This is a genomic window from Marinicella meishanensis (assembly GCF_019931145.1).
Classification (GTDB): Bacteria; Pseudomonadota; Gammaproteobacteria; order Xanthomonadales; family Marinicellaceae; genus Marinicella; species Marinicella meishanensis.
Window position 1 is genome coordinate 257,870 of the sequence record NZ_JAIOUV010000002.1, and the last position, 14,966, is coordinate 272,835.

At 53.7% G+C, this 14,966-nt stretch carries 12 protein-coding genes and 1 tRNA gene; 7 read left to right on the forward strand and 6 right to left on the reverse strand.

Annotated features, from left to right (window positions below; all coding sequences use genetic code 11):
* Positions 1-215 precede the first annotated feature (215 nt).
* From K7G70_RS03660 to K7G70_RS03690, 7 genes are all read left to right on the forward strand, one after another.
* Positions 216-292: transfer RNA gene (locus K7G70_RS03660), tRNA-Asp, on the forward strand.
* A 96-nt stretch (positions 293-388) separates the two neighbouring features.
* Entirely contained in the window at positions 389-2,290 is a 1,902-nt protein-coding gene (locus K7G70_RS03665; protein ID WP_223787245.1) for a M1 family metallopeptidase, read from the forward strand.
* A 74-nt stretch (positions 2,291-2,364) separates the two neighbouring features.
* Entirely contained in the window at positions 2,365-2,649 is a 285-nt protein-coding gene (locus tag K7G70_RS03670; protein WP_223787246.1) for a flavin reductase, read from the forward strand.
* 314 nt (positions 2,650-2,963) lie between these two features.
* Positions 2,964-3,242, forward strand: coding sequence for a hypothetical protein (locus K7G70_RS03675; RefSeq protein WP_223787247.1), 279 nt, complete (start codon positions 2,964-2,966; stop codon positions 3,240-3,242).
* Positions 3,243-3,375: 133 nt separating this feature from the next.
* Positions 3,376-4,344: an XdhC family protein gene (locus K7G70_RS03680; protein ID WP_223787248.1), complete on the forward strand. Its 969-nt coding sequence runs from the start codon at positions 3,376-3,378 to the stop codon at positions 4,342-4,344.
* On the forward strand, positions 4,341-4,907 hold the full coding sequence (locus tag K7G70_RS03685) for a nucleotidyltransferase family protein (protein ID WP_223787249.1): 567 nt from the start codon (positions 4,341-4,343) through the stop codon (positions 4,905-4,907). Before K7G70_RS03680 ends, K7G70_RS03685 begins: the two co-directional genes overlap by 4 nt.
* Before the next feature lie 111 nt (positions 4,908-5,018).
* Positions 5,019-7,055 carry a putative bifunctional diguanylate cyclase/phosphodiesterase gene (locus tag K7G70_RS03690; RefSeq protein ID WP_223787250.1) on the forward strand — a complete coding sequence of 679 codons (2,037 nt, stop codon included), beginning with the start codon at positions 5,019-5,021 and terminating at the stop codon, positions 7,053-7,055.
* A 2-nt stretch (positions 7,056-7,057) separates the two neighbouring features.
* Here K7G70_RS03690 and K7G70_RS03695 read toward each other — a convergent pair whose 3' ends face one another.
* The 6 genes from K7G70_RS03695 to K7G70_RS03720 all read right to left on the reverse strand — a co-directional run bounded on the left by K7G70_RS03695 (position 7,058) and on the right by K7G70_RS03720 (position 14,838).
* Complete coding sequence (locus K7G70_RS03695; protein WP_223787251.1) at positions 7,058-8,272, reverse strand: multidrug effflux MFS transporter; 1,215 nt, start codon at positions 8,270-8,272, stop codon at positions 7,058-7,060.
* Positions 8,273-8,286: 14 nt separating this feature from the next.
* The gene (locus tag K7G70_RS03700) at positions 8,287-10,053 is read right to left on the reverse strand and encodes a tetratricopeptide repeat-containing diguanylate cyclase (RefSeq protein ID WP_223787252.1); all 1,767 of its coding nucleotides are present in this window, start codon (positions 10,051-10,053) and stop codon (positions 8,287-8,289) included.
* A gap of 123 nt (positions 10,054-10,176) precedes the next feature.
* The gene (locus K7G70_RS03705; protein WP_223787253.1) at positions 10,177-10,662 is read right to left on the reverse strand and encodes a YybH family protein; all 486 of its coding nucleotides are present in this window, start codon (positions 10,660-10,662) and stop codon (positions 10,177-10,179) included.
* A 28-nt stretch (positions 10,663-10,690) separates the two neighbouring features.
* Positions 10,691-11,752: an SO_0444 family Cu/Zn efflux transporter gene (locus K7G70_RS03710; protein ID WP_223787254.1), complete on the reverse strand. Its 1,062-nt coding sequence runs from the start codon at positions 11,750-11,752 to the stop codon at positions 10,691-10,693.
* A 7-nt stretch (positions 11,753-11,759) separates the two neighbouring features.
* A complete protein-coding gene (locus K7G70_RS03715) occupies positions 11,760-12,278 on the reverse strand; it encodes a Pycsar system effector family protein (RefSeq protein ID WP_223787255.1) in 519 nt (172 codons plus the stop codon).
* A gap of 136 nt (positions 12,279-12,414) precedes the next feature.
* Positions 12,415-14,838 (reverse strand): TonB-dependent receptor plug domain-containing protein, encoded by a 2,424-nt coding sequence (locus K7G70_RS03720; protein ID WP_223787256.1) that lies wholly within the window; start codon positions 14,836-14,838, stop codon positions 12,415-12,417.
* Between the last annotated feature and the right edge of the window lie 128 nt (positions 14,839-14,966).

Genomic DNA, 14,966 nt, shown 5'->3' on the forward strand with positions numbered 1-14,966 from the left:
CGAGTCACACCTCGATCCGGCTTGATCAGCCAGGCTGGCATGTCCAGTCGCAGGAGGTCTCGAAACACCCCCGATAAATTGGGCGCCTATTCTACCACCGAAAGCGGATTCTGCACAGCCGCGCGCGGCTTAAATTGATCACAAAGTCCTTCCCAAATATTTTTTTTTGTAATAGAATGCGCGCTCGCACAATTTCTGTGCTGAACCACCCCTGCGGAGCGGTAGTTCAGTTGGTTAGAATACCGGCCTGTCACGCCGGGGGTCGCGGGTTCGAGTCCCGTCCGCTCCGCCATCATCATCGACGCTTTGAACCACCACACCGCACCGGTCTTGGCTTGTATTTCATGAGCGATCAGGTAATATATCGTTTTCACTTGATACCCATGCCATGAGAATTTTGATCCTGTGTTGTGCGCTGCTAACCGGCTGTGCCAAACCACCCCAAACCACCCCATCCGAACCGGCTCAAACCAAGCCAGTCACCACCACTGTGAAGCCTGACCCCCACTCTTTTGCCAACACCCATCAGGTGAAAAGTCGGCATTTGGAATTGGACCTGGCGGTTAACTTCGAAGAACAAATCCTCGAAGGTCATGCCATCATTCATTATGATGTGGTGGACCCGGACAGTCGGCATTTGGTGTTGGACACCCGCGATTTGAAAATCAAACGCGTTGAAGCCGTCAATCACAGCAAGCAACGCAAGCTGTCGTGGCGCAAAGGACAAAGCATCACCGGTTTGGGCACCGAATTGATCATCGACCTTCCGGTTGATCAGGCCCCGATCAAAGTCGTCTATGAAAGCATGCCGCAGGCTTCTGGTCTGCAATGGTTGAATCCAGATCAAACCAGCGGCAAACAACACCCATTCATGTTCTCGCAATCCCAGGCAATCCATGCAAGAAGTTGGATTCCCTTGCAAGACACCCCCGCTGTGCGGCTGACCTATGCCGCGACCATCCGCACCGATCCGGCCCTGCGTGCGGTGCTCAGTGCCGACAACAACGACCAAAACAGTGTCGACGGGGTGCATCAATTCACCATGGAACAAGCCATTCCTGGTTATTTGATTGCCATCGCAGTGGGCGATTTGACCTTCCAAAAGATCAGTGAACACGTCACCGTTTATGCCGAACAGGAAGTCTTGGCAGCCGCCGCCCATGAATTCGCCGCCACCGAAGACATGATCACCGCCACCGAAGCTTTGTACGGGCCCTATCGCTGGGGGCAATATGACTTGTTGGTGTTGCCGCCGAGCTTTCCTTTTGGCGGCATGGAAAATCCCAAACTGTCACACATCACCCCCACCATCATTGCCGGTGACCGCTCGCTGGATTCCTTGATTGCCCACGAGCTGGCCCATTCCTGGTCCGGCAACTTGGTCACCAATGCCGTGTGGCATGATGCCTGGTTGAATGAAGGCTTCACCACCTACCTGGAATCACGCATCACAGAAGCGGTGCATGGCACCGACCGCATGCAAATGGAAGGGGCTTTGTCCTATCAGGCGCTGTTGCGGGCAATGCAAACCATGGATGACGAACAACAGAAACTGGTCAGCCAGGCGCCCTTTGCCGATCCCGATGATCATTTCACCGCCGTGACTTATGACAAAGGCCGGTTTTTCTTGGAGTGGCTGGAGCAACAAGTGGGCCGCGAGGTGTTTGATCGGTTTTTGAATGGATATTTTGATCAGTTTGCTTTTCAAAGCATTCAAACCGCGGACTTTTTGGCATATTTGCAAACCAACCTGCTGACACCACATGCCGACCAGGTCAACATGACGCAGATTAAAGACTGGATTTATGCACCCGGGATACCGGACTATTTCACCCCGCCGATGACCAACAAGTTCACGCAAATCGACCGCACCGTTGCAGCTTGGCTGGCGGGTGAATTGTCAGCCAATGACATTGAAACGCAAGCCTGGAGCACCCAAGAATGGCTGCATTTTCTGCGTGCCTTGCCGGCAGAATTGTCGCCGGCACAGCTGCAGAACCTGGATCAGACCTTTGCCTTCACCCAACGTCAGAACAGTGAAATCGCTCACGATTGGCTGCTGATCTGCATCCGCAACCAATACCAACAAGCCTATCCACGCTTGATTGAATATTTGACCCACATCGGACGGGTGAAACTGATCAAACCCCTGTATGAAGCGATGATGGCACAAACCGCGACCCACCAACTGGCGCGGCAGATCTACCATCAAGCCCGCAGCGGCTACCACAACATCGCCACCCGTCAGATCGACTTGATTGTGGGTCGTGAGGCGGACAAGCCAGACTGATTTGATTGGGCATTGACGCCGCAGCGAAGGCTAACTAGATAGCATGGGGATTTGTTTAAAACCGCCCCATCCCCATGCTGATCAATGCCGACCAGATCCAACAAATGGATCGCATCAAACGCCTCAACTTCATCAACGCCATCACCGGCATCAAGCCAGCGAATTTAATCGGCTCCAACAGCCCCAAGCACGGCAGCAACCTGGCCATCTTCAGTTCGGTTGTGCATTTGGGCAGCAACCCGGCGTTGTTGGGTTTCATTACCCGACCCACCGGTGAGGTGCCCAGAAACACCCTGGAAAACATTGAAGCCACAGGGTACTACACCATCAACCACGTGCCCAACCACAGGGGCTGTTAACACCCACTGAAAGACCACTGTTCAGGCTGCAAAGGTCACAATCAAGGCGCGAAAAGCGTGGTTTGGTCATTCCAATCGAGCGATGAGCAACGCAGGGTGTGGCCTTTGCTGTCTGAACCCATGGGGCTGGGTCGTATTTTTCATCCCTCAGCGTTATTCACTCGTTCATGTGGAGTGACCACACCTCACGACTGATGCCTTGATGGCTGAAAAATACGATCCAGCAGTCGCCTTTCAGTGGGTGTTAACAGGCCCTAGCAGCCCAAGCCCACCAAACCTCGGCCAAATACCCCAAAGGTCAATCGGAGTTTGCTTTGTGTGGTTTCACCGAATCCTATTTGGCTGATTTTCCAGCCCCTTTTGTGGCCGAAGCTGGCATCAAAATCGGCCTCAAATTGGCCCAGCAAATTCCCATTGAATTGAATCAAACCCGCTTGGTCATCGGTGCGGTTGAATTGATAGAACTGGACGAACGGTGGCTCAGCCCCGAGGGATACATCGACCTGCAAGCCGCGCAAACCGCAGGCATCAGTGGCCTGAACAGCTATTACCGCTTGATCAAGCAAGAAGCGCACCCATACGCCCGCCCATGACAACCAACGAGCCGGAGTTCCTGCAGAATGAGTGCCACTTTCAGACGGGTCCGTTTATAATGTTCTGATGACCATGATGCCGACCCGAGACCCGATGCTTGCTGCCCCAACAACCACCTTGATTCGTTAAACCATGCTGGAACAAATCGCCCCCTTATGGCCCACATTCGACGCCCTCCGGAAACAAGGTGAGCCTTTGGTGTTGGCCACTTTGGTCTCAGCCAGTGGCTCCAGTTACAAACGCCCCGGTGCCATGTTATTGATCGAAGCCAATGGCCGCACCCATGGTTTGATCAGTGGCGGCTGTTTGGAAGCCGATGTCGCAGACCATGCTGAACAAGTCTTTGCTGACCAACAAAGCCGCACCTTGACCTATGACATGAGTGATGATTCGATTTTTGGTTTGGGGGCCGGCTGTGACGGCACCCTGACCTTGGTGTTGCAATGGCTGCATGGAGACTACCTGCCATTGGCGGCCTTGAACCCATTGCCCGGGCAAGCACAAACCAGCCAATTGAAGATCAATGATGGGAGCCAGGCAGACTGTCCGATTGGCGCCTATGTGCTGCAACAGGGTGAACAACGACTGGAGTCACATCCGGGCCAACTGTCATTGGCAGCCAATGACCCCACGGTGTTGACCTTTCGCCCACCACCACACATCGTCATTTGTGGGGCCGGCATAGACGTGTATCCATTGGTCGCCATGTTGCGCCTGTTGCATTGGCACATCGAAGTGTTGGATCACCGACCCGCCCGCCTGGCGGCCGCTGAATTGGCCGATGTCACCACCACCCAGGTGTCGTTGAATGATTTGGGCAGCAGACCGCAACAAGCCGATTCTGCGGTGCTCATCATGACCCACAACTTGTCTCACGATGCCCGCTACCTGAGTCATTTCACGGTCCAAGATGTCAACTGGATCGGTTTGTTGGGCCCACAGCAAAGGCGCGACAAGGTGCTGTCGCTGGCCCAGCTTAAGCCAGCGCAAACCCAAGGCCGCCTGCATGCGCCGGTGGGGCTGGACATCGGTGGGCACATGCCAGAAACCATTGCGGTGTCGATCGTGGCCCAGCTGCAACATGATTTGGTCCATTCATGACAACCCATGGCTTGATCCTGGCCGCCGGCCAATCCCAACGGCTGGGACAAAGCAAGCAACTGCTCCCGTTCCAGGGCCGCAGTTTGTTGCGACATGTCGAACACCTGCTGGCGCCCTTGGTGGATCAGTTGTTTGTGGTGCTGGGCCACAACCACCAACGGCTGCAAGGCGAGTTACAACAGGCTCAAGTGATCATCAATGAGCGGTGGTCTGAGGGCTTGGGCAGTTCTTTGCAGTGTGGTTTATTGACCGCTCAAAGCGGCGCCGATGCCTTGCTGGTGGCCTTGTGCGACCAGCCGAAGATCCCCGCCAGCCACTATCGGTCGTTGTTGCGGCAAGCCCAGGCCCATCCGGGTTACATGGTGGCCACGGCGTATGCCGATGCACCCGGTGTGCCGGCGGTGTTTCAACGTCCGCATTTTACCGCCTTGCAGCAAAATCAGGGCCAACAAGGGGCCCAAAAGTTGTTGCAAAACAAGGCTTTCCCTTTGATCAGCCTGGCCTGTGAAGCAGCGGCCTTCGATGTCGACTGTCCGGCTGACATTGACTTGATGAATTCCTGAATGCATGCCAAGGTGAATGGATGATTGATCTCTGCACCCGTACCAAAAGCCAGGTTGACAGCAGGTGAGTTGACCGCTTAAAGTAAGTGATCTGACTTTCCGAGAATTGATGTGAATGTGACTTTTTTCGCCACTTTATTGGTGCAGTCCATAAGCGCATTGCTGATTGGCTGGTTGTTGCATTACTACGCCCGCATCTACCAGCGCAAATACCTGTTTTACTGGGCCTACAGTTTTTATGGCTTGGCGGTGTTTCTCTCCGGCTCATTTTTGGGTTTGGCCTCGGTACAACTGGGAATGTCCCCCACCTCACCATGGCGCATGCTCAATTTGTTTTTGTTCACCACTGCCGGCTATTTACAGATTGCCTTCCTGGTGATTGGTACCACTTCCTTGGTCAAAGACACCGACATCAAAAAGCGCACCATGTGGCGCATATGGGTGATCTGCATGGTGATCGCCCTGACCGTGACCCTGTTTAAAAACTGGGACCCTGATGGCGCCGGTTTGCGCTACATCACCCGCATTGGATTGCGTTATTTCACCGCTGGCCTGGCCTGCTTGGGCACCGCCATTTACATCTTGCGCAATGATCCCAACCCCATCATCGGTAAAAAACTGGTGACCATTGGCTTTTTCATCTATGGCTTTGAAATGTCCTTTTTGGGGTGGTTAACTTTCGAAAGACAATTCATGGGAGGCAGTGAGCTGCTGGGTTATCTGGTGCCATACCATGGTTTGTTTGAATTGATTCTGTACCCCATGATCGGTATCGGCTTGATCGTGTGGTTGCTGGAAGTGGAACGCAACCGCAGCCAAAAAGTGGTGGAGCAGTTACAACACCTGAATTTATCCGATGGCTTGACCGGCTTGCCCAACCAAGCCGCGTTGAACCAATACCTGCAACAATGGACCCAAGTGGCTGAGCCCAAGGACACCATGACCCTGGCTTTGTTCGGGGTGGATAAAATGTCTCGCTTCAATGTCGGCGAAGGCTTCAAAAAAGGTGATCAATTGCTCATTGCCCTGGGCAAGCGCATTGAGATGCTGTGCACCGGCCAACCCTTCTACGGGCGCATGTATGGTGATGTCTTTGTGTTGTTGATCAGCGGCTCTGGCAACAACCAAACCAACAAAGTCAATAACCTTCGGAAGCAATTGTCACGACCGTTCAAACTGGCCGGCAAAACCTACCATTTGGAAGTCAGTTCCGGTGCGGTTTCATTCACCGCCGAGCAGGATTTCGAGGTGGCTTACAATCAGGCCAACCAAGCTTTGCAATCGGCCAAATTCTTGGGTGGCAAACAAAGTTTGAGTTACCGCAAGAACATGACTTTGCCGGACAAAACCGACCTGTCTTTTGAAAATGAGTTGCGCACCGCCTTGAAAAACAAGCAGTTCATTTTGCATTACCAACCCATTTGGCTGAACAAAAGCAGCATCATCTGTTTTGAAGCCTTGATCCGCTGGCAACACCCGACCCAAGGCTTGTTGCAACCGGCAGCCTTTTTGTCCCTGGTGCAGCAACTGGGTCTGATGGTGGAGTTGGATTATTGGGTCACAGAAGAAGCCATCAAGCAGGTCAAAAAATGGCGCAAGATCAATCCCGATGCGGCGAAAGTCACGGTCAACCTGTCGGCCGACACCATTCAGCACGGCGGCATTGTTGAGCACATCAAACAATGCTCTTTGAAGCATCAGGTCACCACCGGCCACATCACCGCTGAAATCACCGAAAACACGGTGATGCACAACCTCGAAAGTGGCACCAACACGCTGAATGAATTGCGTCAGTTGGGATTGAACATCGCCATCGATGATTTTGGCACGGGGTATTCTTCACTCAACTACCTGCGCACCTTCCCGTCTGATGTGATCAAGTTTGACCGCTCTTTTGTGGGTGATTCTCAGAACCACAACATCAACCAGGAAATCCTCAAGGCCTTGATCCCGTTGTGCCATCAGCTGCAGAAAAAAGTGGTGGTTGAAGGGATTGAAAACCAAGCCCAATTTCAACAACTGGAACACCTACAAGTGGATGGTTTTCAAGGCTACTACTTGTGCTATCCGGTGGCTGTTGAAGAAGCCACCAAGATGTTGACCATGAGCAAAAAATCCATGCTCAAAGCCATGCTCCAAGGCCGATAGGCTCATTCACTGGCTGCCTTGGGCACATGTCGGCGGCTGAGTTGCAACATGATGAACGCCAACAACGAGGTGCTGAAAAAACCAATCATCACCGGCATCACCGTGGCCGACAGTTGCAAGGAGATGCCAATGCCCAACGACGCGGCAATCAAGGCCGACACCACCCCGATGACTGAAGCCCCCATGCCCGCATCGTCACCCAAGGGCCACATGGCAATGGCAATCAAATTGCCATAAGCCAAACCAATGCTGATGTTGATGCTGCCCAACAACAACATCAACACCCACAGCGGGGGAATGCCGGCATACAGCCAACACAAAATCAGCCCCAAGGTGTTGCAAATCAGCATCAGGGTCAATGCCACTTGGGTGACTCGGAACGCGCCAAAATGCATCACCACTTTGGCATTGGCATAGGCCGCCAAGCCAAAAAACAAGGCAATGCCACCAAAGATCATGGGGAAATACTCAGCCACGCCATAGACTTGATCAAACAGTTGTTGGGCACTGTTCAAATAGGCCATGAACCCACTGAAAATGATGCCACTGATGACAGCAAATGTCATGGACAAGGGTTGTTTAATGACCCGCACGAAGGCCGCCCAATGGGTCGCCATTTTCAATGGCTTGCGCCGTTCAGCGGGCAGTGACTCAGGCAAGCGAAAACCCGACCACAACACAATCAAGCAACCAAACAACAAATAAGCATACAAAATCCACTGCCAGGGCCCCACCAACAGCAACAAGCTGCCCAGGGTCGGGGCAAACACCGGCACCATGATGAACATCATCATCACCAGTGACGTCACCCGCGCCATTTCGTTGCCCGCAAAGTGGTCCCGGGTGATGGCGTTGACCATGATTCTGGCAGCCGCCGCCCCCGCGCCTTGTAAGGCCCGGGCCAACAGAAACAGTGTGTAATTGTCGGCAAACAAACACAAAATCGAAGCCAACACATACAAGCCCACACCAAACATCAACACCGGCTTGCGGCCAATGCTGTCAGACACCGGACCATAAAACAACTGGGCCGCGGCGAAACCCAGCATGTAAGCGGTGATGATCCATTGTTGGTGGTTGGCCACCTGTAAGCCGTAGTATTCAGCAATCAACGGCATCGCCGGCAATTGCAGATCAATCGTCAGGGCGCCCAAAGAGGTCATCATGGCCAATAAGGTGATCAGCTCACCCAGGCCGATGTGTGGTTGCTTTGGCATGGCGTTGGTGGAATTCAGTTGCCGGTGGCCATGACCACGCAGTTGCTGCCCCGGTGTTTGGCGGTGGCCAAGGCTTTATCGGCTTGATACATGGCCATGTTCCAGGCCGAAGGTGATTGCCCCCCAACCCGGCTGAGTCCCACGGCGGCACTCAATTTCACTTCTGCCCCATTGAGGTGGGTGGGGGTGTTGGCGATCACCCGTAACAATTCGGTGGAAAAATCGTCTTTTTCTGCAGCCGTGATGTCATCGGTGATCAACATGAACTCTTCACCGCCCCATCGCCCCAAAAAGCGTTGGGCGTTGGTCAGTTGTTGTAACGCAGCGGCCACTTGTTGCAGCACAAAATCACCGTAATCGTGGTTGTGTTCATCATTGATGGTTCTGAAGTCATCCAAATCAACCAACCACAACAAGCGCTGTCCCTGGACCGACGGCTTGCGCGTCAAGACCCAGTCCCGGATGGCCCGGCGATTGCCCACTTGGGTCAAACTGTCGGTCATGGCCATTTGGGTCAGCTTCTTCTTGGTCAATTGTTGCCACCACAAAAACACCAACAACATCAGCGCCAAAGCCGAGGCGATGACCAACATGATTTTGCGGTTGTGCTCAGCGGCCTGGATCTGGATCTGGTCATTGACCCGTTGGCTCTTCAAGGCGGCCAATTCTTGGCGGTTTTGTGAATCATCCAGCCGCACCTGCATTTGTGCCATGATTTGTTGATTGAAATTTTCTTGCACCTCACGATCAATCTCAATGGCCAAGCGATACATCTCGATCGCTGTTTCTTGATGCCCCAATCGGGCATAGGTGCTGGCCAGGTTGTGGACCGGATTGGTGCTGCCAGTTACGGCTTGTTTGTTGGCCGGATCGGTGAAATAGGCTTTGACTCGGTCGGCATGGTCCAAGGCCGCTAGTTGCTCACCTTGCATCGACAGGATTGAGGCCACCGTGCTCATCACGTTGTGATAGTCGACATTGAAACTGCCGGTTTCTTGATAAATGGCCATGGATTGCTCGGCATAATCCAGGGCCTCGGTCAGTTGATCCAGGCCGGTGTACGAAGCGGCCAAGCCTGAATACACTTGTGCCACCCGGCTTTTCGGCCAATGTTCATTGATCATCGCCGCCACTTGTTGGAACAGTTTCAAGGCTTCGGTGAAGCGCTGCTGGCCATTCAAGGTGGCTGCCAGGTTGAACAGCACCGGCGGTTGATAGCGAAAGTCCTCATGGGTTTCCATCAAATTCAGTGCTTCATAATAGGTCTCGATGGCTTGTTCATGCTCACGCATTTCTGAATTCAACACGCCCAAGTTGACCAACAACGGAATTTGTTCTTCGACCAAGGACAAGCGACTGGCCTCGACCATTGCCGCATCATAATTTTCAGCGGCACTGATGCGGTCACCGATGCGGTGAAAAACACTGCCGGCCCGTCGCTGCAGTTTCACCCCTTGTAAGGAATCGGGCAAGTTCAAAGCCAGGTTTTCCAAAGCATAAGCACTGGCCCTGGCGGCCTCGGTCAGATCAGAACTGGCTTGGGCCCAACCCAGGCAGCCCAATGCCTGGCCATATTGGATGGGTTGGGTTTCGGCTTGAATCATGGACATGACCTGCTGTGCCAGGTCCATGGCAGCGGTCGGATCATTGTCTTCTTGAGCCTGGCATTGTTCAATCAACGCAGCCGGCGTGGTGGGGTCGGCAGCCGTTGCTTGAGTCCAGCCGCTGTCAGCCAACAGCAAGAACCAGACAGTGATTTGAATTCGGCCAAATAAATTCATGCGCCAATTGCCTCCGGGTAAGCCAATGTTTTCATGCCCACATGCTAACTGATAATGTCGGCCGACGCCAGACTGAAACCACCTGCAATCACACAAAAACCATGGCCAACCCCTCTGGGCGCCTCAATCGGTGGATTTTTTCACCGAACTGGCGTGGTCTTTGACCACATACCACTGCCCGGCCAAACGCTGCAGGTCATAACTGACGATCATGCGGTTGAAATAAGGCTGGCCATCGCGTTCGGGTTCGCGGTAAATGATTTGCACCACCGCATAGGCCAACTCAGTGCCCACCGTCAGTTGCAAAATTTCAGTTTCAAAGGTCCAGTTGGGCTGGGCAAACCAATTTTCATGAAAGGCCATAAAGCCATCGACTCCATGGATGATTTCTTGCCCAGGCAGTATCAACTGCATGCCGCCTGCGGTTGACAGGGTGGCGGCCAAAGTGTCCAAGTCTTTGTTTGAGACGGCGTTCAGGTGGGTGGTCAATACCCGCCGTGCGGCTTCCTCGACCACCCCTGCAGGGGCCGGTTTGTGGGGTTGGCAACCGGCCAACCAGCCGCTCACCAACAACCACAGCCAAGGCCAGATGGATCTGTTTGTTTTCATGTGATCTCCTTTTTGCTTAAGTGGCGCTTCAGCCACAACAGGCATCATCTGATGCCGGTGGTTTTTTACCCGGCAGCCAGGGCCACAGGGCCAACAGCAACAACACCAGGGCACTGCACCATTGCAACACCACCGGCACCATCTCGTGGTGCATGGGGTGACCCATGGTGAAATTGATGTGCTCGGTCATGCTGTTGACCAGCACCCCCAACAACAAGGCACTGCTGATGATGCCCAACAAATACAGCCACATGGTGCGCTGACCCATTTGTTGTTGCACCACCCCCAAGGTGGCCATGTTGGTGGCTGGCCCAGCCAACAAGTAAATCAACACCGCGCCGGGTGAAATGCCGGCCAGCAAAAACCCAGCTGCAATGGGGGTGGACCCGGTGGCACAAACATACATGGGAATGCCCACCAACAGCATCACCAGCATCGCCAACCAGCTGTCACCCCACTGCAACAGCCAATTGGCCGGCACAAAGGCTTGCACCCCCGCGGCGAACAGCAAGCCAATGACCAACCAAAACAAGATGCTTTGGTACAAATCGGTCAAGGCATAAACCACCCCATCCAAGGCCTGTTTGAACCAGCCAGGTGCGGTCACCGGCGCAGGCTCTTGGCTTTGGCTGCCACAACAAGCGGAGCCGGACGCGGTCATCTTAGGGGGTGATTCCGGCGCAAAAAAATACACCAACAAACCGGTGACCATGGCAGAAAACAACGCCGCCAACGGCCTGATGACGGCCATCACCGGGCCCATCATGGCATAGGTGATGCTGATCGAATCCACCCCCGTTTCGGGGGTTGAAACCAGAAATGAAGTGGTGGCCGGTTTCGATGCCCCTGCCTGGCGCAAACCCAAGGCGGCTGGAATCACCCCGCAGGAACACAGGGGCAAGGGCACCCCCAACAAAGCGGCTTTGAAAATGGCTCCCAAACCCGGTTGGGTCAAATGGCGCTGCAGCAAGGCTTGCGGCATCAATGACTTGAACAAGCCACCAATCAACAAGCCCAACAACAACCAGGGCGCCGCTTCCAAGGTCAGGGCCAACAAGGCGTTCAAGTATGAATTCAAGTAACTCATCATCCCGAACTCAAAGTAGGGTGATCAACCACAGCACCACGGCCACCAAAATGCCCAACAAAGCGAACAAATAGGCCCAGCGCAACAGTCTATATTTGCGGCGCAGGATTTGGCCAATTTGATAAATGTCATTGATCAACAGGGTGCGGGCAGCCTCGTTGTCCACCAGCTGTTGTTGCAAGTATTGTTGATAGCTGGCTTGGCTGTGGCGGGTAAAAAAACCAAAAAACAGTGGATTCTTGATTTCTTCGATCGGGGTGTTTTGCTTGCCGGTGATGTTTTTGGGAATCAACACCATCACGGTCAACACCATGGGCACCAACTCCAGCAACATGAACACCAACATGATTTTCAGCAAAGCCGGATCCAACTGCGCCTGGCTGAGGATGCGGGTCAACACCACAGTGAACATCAAAGCCAGGGTACCGATCAGGATGTTGGCTTTTTGATCGGCCATCAGGTTCAGCTGCGTTTGGTTTTGGTGGGCCGTGCGCAGGGTCTGGATCACGTCATTGTCGGCAGGATTCATGGCAGACAGCTTGGTTGCAACCCATGCAGTATAACATGGACTTTGGCAGGCGGAGCGGCGCCTGGATGGCAGGCTCAAAGCCCGGTTTAAGCGGGCCTAGACCCCTGGCCAGGACCAGGGATCAGGCTGCAGTATATCAGAAGTCGACGTTCAGCTTGGCGAAGTAAAACCCACCATTGATGCCGAATGGCAAGGTTTCCCAGCCGTAGACAAAACCCAGTTGGGGGAATGGAAAGCCATCCACTTCATCCCATTTGTCCGGGTACTCATCAAAGATGTTGGTGCCGCCCACGGTCAGTTTGACTTGGTCGGTGAACGCATAACTGACCGACAAATCGGTCAACCATTTGCCGCTCCACTTTTGCTTGATGCCGGTGAAACCCTGACCCGACACGCTGCCAAAGTAATTAAAACGCAGGTTGGTTGACCACTGGTTGTGATCGTGGGTGAAACTGAGTAAAGCATGTTCACCGGGTTGACCTTCTTCAATCAACACCCGCTGGGTTTCATCAAAGATCTGTTCGGGTGACAACACATCTGAAGCCGATCGCACGGTGGTCACATCGGTGTCATTGAAGTGCAAAGCACCGACCACACTGAGCAAGGAACCGTTGTCAAATTCGGTGTTGAAGGTGCCCACGATGTCCAAGCCCACCGTTTCGGTGTCAATGGCATTGGTGAAGAATTGGGCTTGGCCCACATTCAATGGCCTGAGCAACACCGCAATGGGACACACCGATGCATCGGTGCAATTTTCACTGTCGGGCTCTGGGTTGATGCTGGTGGAGAACACGATGCGATCATCGATGTCGATGCGGTACAAATCCGCCGTCAAGGTGAAGCGATCGTTCATTTCATAAACAAAACCCAAACTGGCATTCACCGACGTTTCCTCTTGCAAATCGGGCACCCCGAAGGCCAGAGCCACTTCACTGCCTTGGCGGGCGGTGATGGTTTCAGTCAGCACCCCGGCGGCGTTCAAATTGGTCGATACCTGTGAATAGAAGGCTTGCTGCACACTGGGCGCCCGAAAACCGGTGGACACGGTGCCGCGGATGGCAAAGGCATCGGTGACATTCAACAAGCCAGAAATCTTACCGGTGAAGCTGGAGCCAAAATCTGAATAGTCTTCAGCCCGCACCGCCAAACCCAACATGAAATCATCGGTCAGGTTACTCTCAAAATCGGCATACACACCGATCGAATCACGGCCATCGTCCACTTCGGTTGCTGGCGTGAAGCCGGGGAAACCCTGGATACCGGCTGCGGCGATGCCGCCATTTTGGTTGAGGATGATGATGCTGGGGTCGTTGTTGGGGCCGTAGGCATAAGACACCAAGTCGCCCCGCACGATTTGGTAATTTTCATCGCGGTATTCCAAACCATAAGAAGCATAAATGGGCGAGTCCCACGATGAATCGTAACGACCTTGGAGGTCGAAGTTCAAGGTGCGTTGGTCGTATTTCAAGGTGCCGTCTTGGGCACCGGTGGGTGAACCGGGACCAAAACTGACGTTCCACGAATTGGCGGTGCGGAAGGTGAAGCGGCTGTGACCCAATCCGGCATTCAAATCCCAGCGCCAACGGTCATTGAAATCACCCCTGAAACCGGCATTCAAGGAACGGTCATTGACGGTGGTGATCAAAGTCGGTAAAAAGCCATTGGGATACAAATCCGGTGACGTGCGGTCATCTCCAGCCGAACGGAAAAAGCCCGAGGAATTGCCCTCACGATCAGAACCACCCCCGAAGAAATAAAATTCCGACTCACCAAAGGGCACTTCAGCGTTGAACCAAAAAGACAAGTTTTCGGAATCGGCATCACCGATGCGTTGGGTCACCCGTGGCGGATCCACCCGCAAGGAATCGACCCCGGCACGGTTGGTTTCACCGCGGTCGCGGTATTCCAAAGACAGGTTCAAAAAGCCGTCATCACCCAAACCAAAACCGGTGTTGATGCCGGTCATCAGCACTTCTCCATCCCCTTCGTAATGCTGTCCGGCTTGTACGGTCAGTTGGGTGCCCTCGGCGCGATTTTTGAGGATGATGTTGATCACCCCGGAGATGGCATCCGAACCGTATTGGGCCGCCGCACCATCGCGCAGAATTTCAATGCGATCAATGGCAGACACTGGAATGGCATTGATGTCGGTGCCGGCTGAACCCCGGGCAATGGTTTGTTGCACATTGACCAAAGCTTGTTGATGGCGGCGTTTGCCGTTGACCAGGACCAGCACTTGATCGGGGCCCAAGCCACGCAAGGTGGCGGGTCTGATGATGTCGGTGCCATCACTGATGGTGGTGGATGAAAAGTTGAAAGATGGTGCCAACAATTGCAGAATCTTGCCCACTTCAGTGGCCCCGCTGTTGGTGATCTCTTCACTGGTGATGATGTCCACCGGCGCCGCGGTCTCGGTGATGGTGCGGCCCGCCACGCGGGTCCCGACCGAGACGATGTTGCCCAGGTCTTCGACCTGGTCGTCGGTTTGTGCCAGCGCCATGGGTGCGCAGTGGAATGCAGTCAGCGCCGCGATGGCGCCAATCAATGGATGCTTTTTCATAAACCCTCTTGTTGCTTGATTGTTGTTATTTGGCCGTCTAAATACAGCCTTGTACAGAAAGTATAGGCAGAGTTTTAAGAAAAAACAAGGTGATTTTTGTCAGGGCCTGTTAACACCCACTGAATGGC

Excerpts from the sequence above, each read along its gene's own strand:
- K7G70_RS03695 (WP_223787251.1), bottom strand. The coding sequence starts at position 8,272 with ATGCCAAAGCAACCACACATCGGCCTGGGTGAGCTGATCACCTTATTG.
- K7G70_RS03665 (WP_223787245.1), top strand. The coding sequence starts at position 389 with ATGAGAATTTTGATCCTGTGTTGTGCGCTGCTAACCGGCTGTGCCAAA.
- K7G70_RS03705 (WP_223787253.1), bottom strand. The coding sequence starts at position 10,662 with ATGAAAACAAACAGATCCATCTGGCCTTGGCTGTGGTTGTTGGTGAGC.
- K7G70_RS03670 (WP_223787246.1), top strand. The coding sequence starts at position 2,365 with ATGCTGATCAATGCCGACCAGATCCAACAAATGGATCGCATCAAACGC.
- K7G70_RS03685 (WP_223787249.1), top strand. The coding sequence starts at position 4,341 with ATGACAACCCATGGCTTGATCCTGGCCGCCGGCCAATCCCAACGGCTG.
- K7G70_RS03715 (WP_223787255.1), bottom strand. The coding sequence starts at position 12,278 with ATGAATCCTGCCGACAATGACGTGATCCAGACCCTGCGCACGGCCCAC.
- K7G70_RS03710 (WP_223787254.1), bottom strand. The coding sequence starts at position 11,752 with ATGATGAGTTACTTGAATTCATACTTGAACGCCTTGTTGGCCCTGACC.
- K7G70_RS03680 (WP_223787248.1), top strand. The coding sequence starts at position 3,376 with ATGCTGGAACAAATCGCCCCCTTATGGCCCACATTCGACGCCCTCCGG.
- K7G70_RS03720 (WP_223787256.1), bottom strand. The coding sequence starts at position 14,838 with ATGAAAAAGCATCCATTGATTGGCGCCATCGCGGCGCTGACTGCATTC.
- K7G70_RS03700 (WP_223787252.1), bottom strand. The coding sequence starts at position 10,053 with ATGAATTTATTTGGCCGAATTCAAATCACTGTCTGGTTCTTGCTGTTG.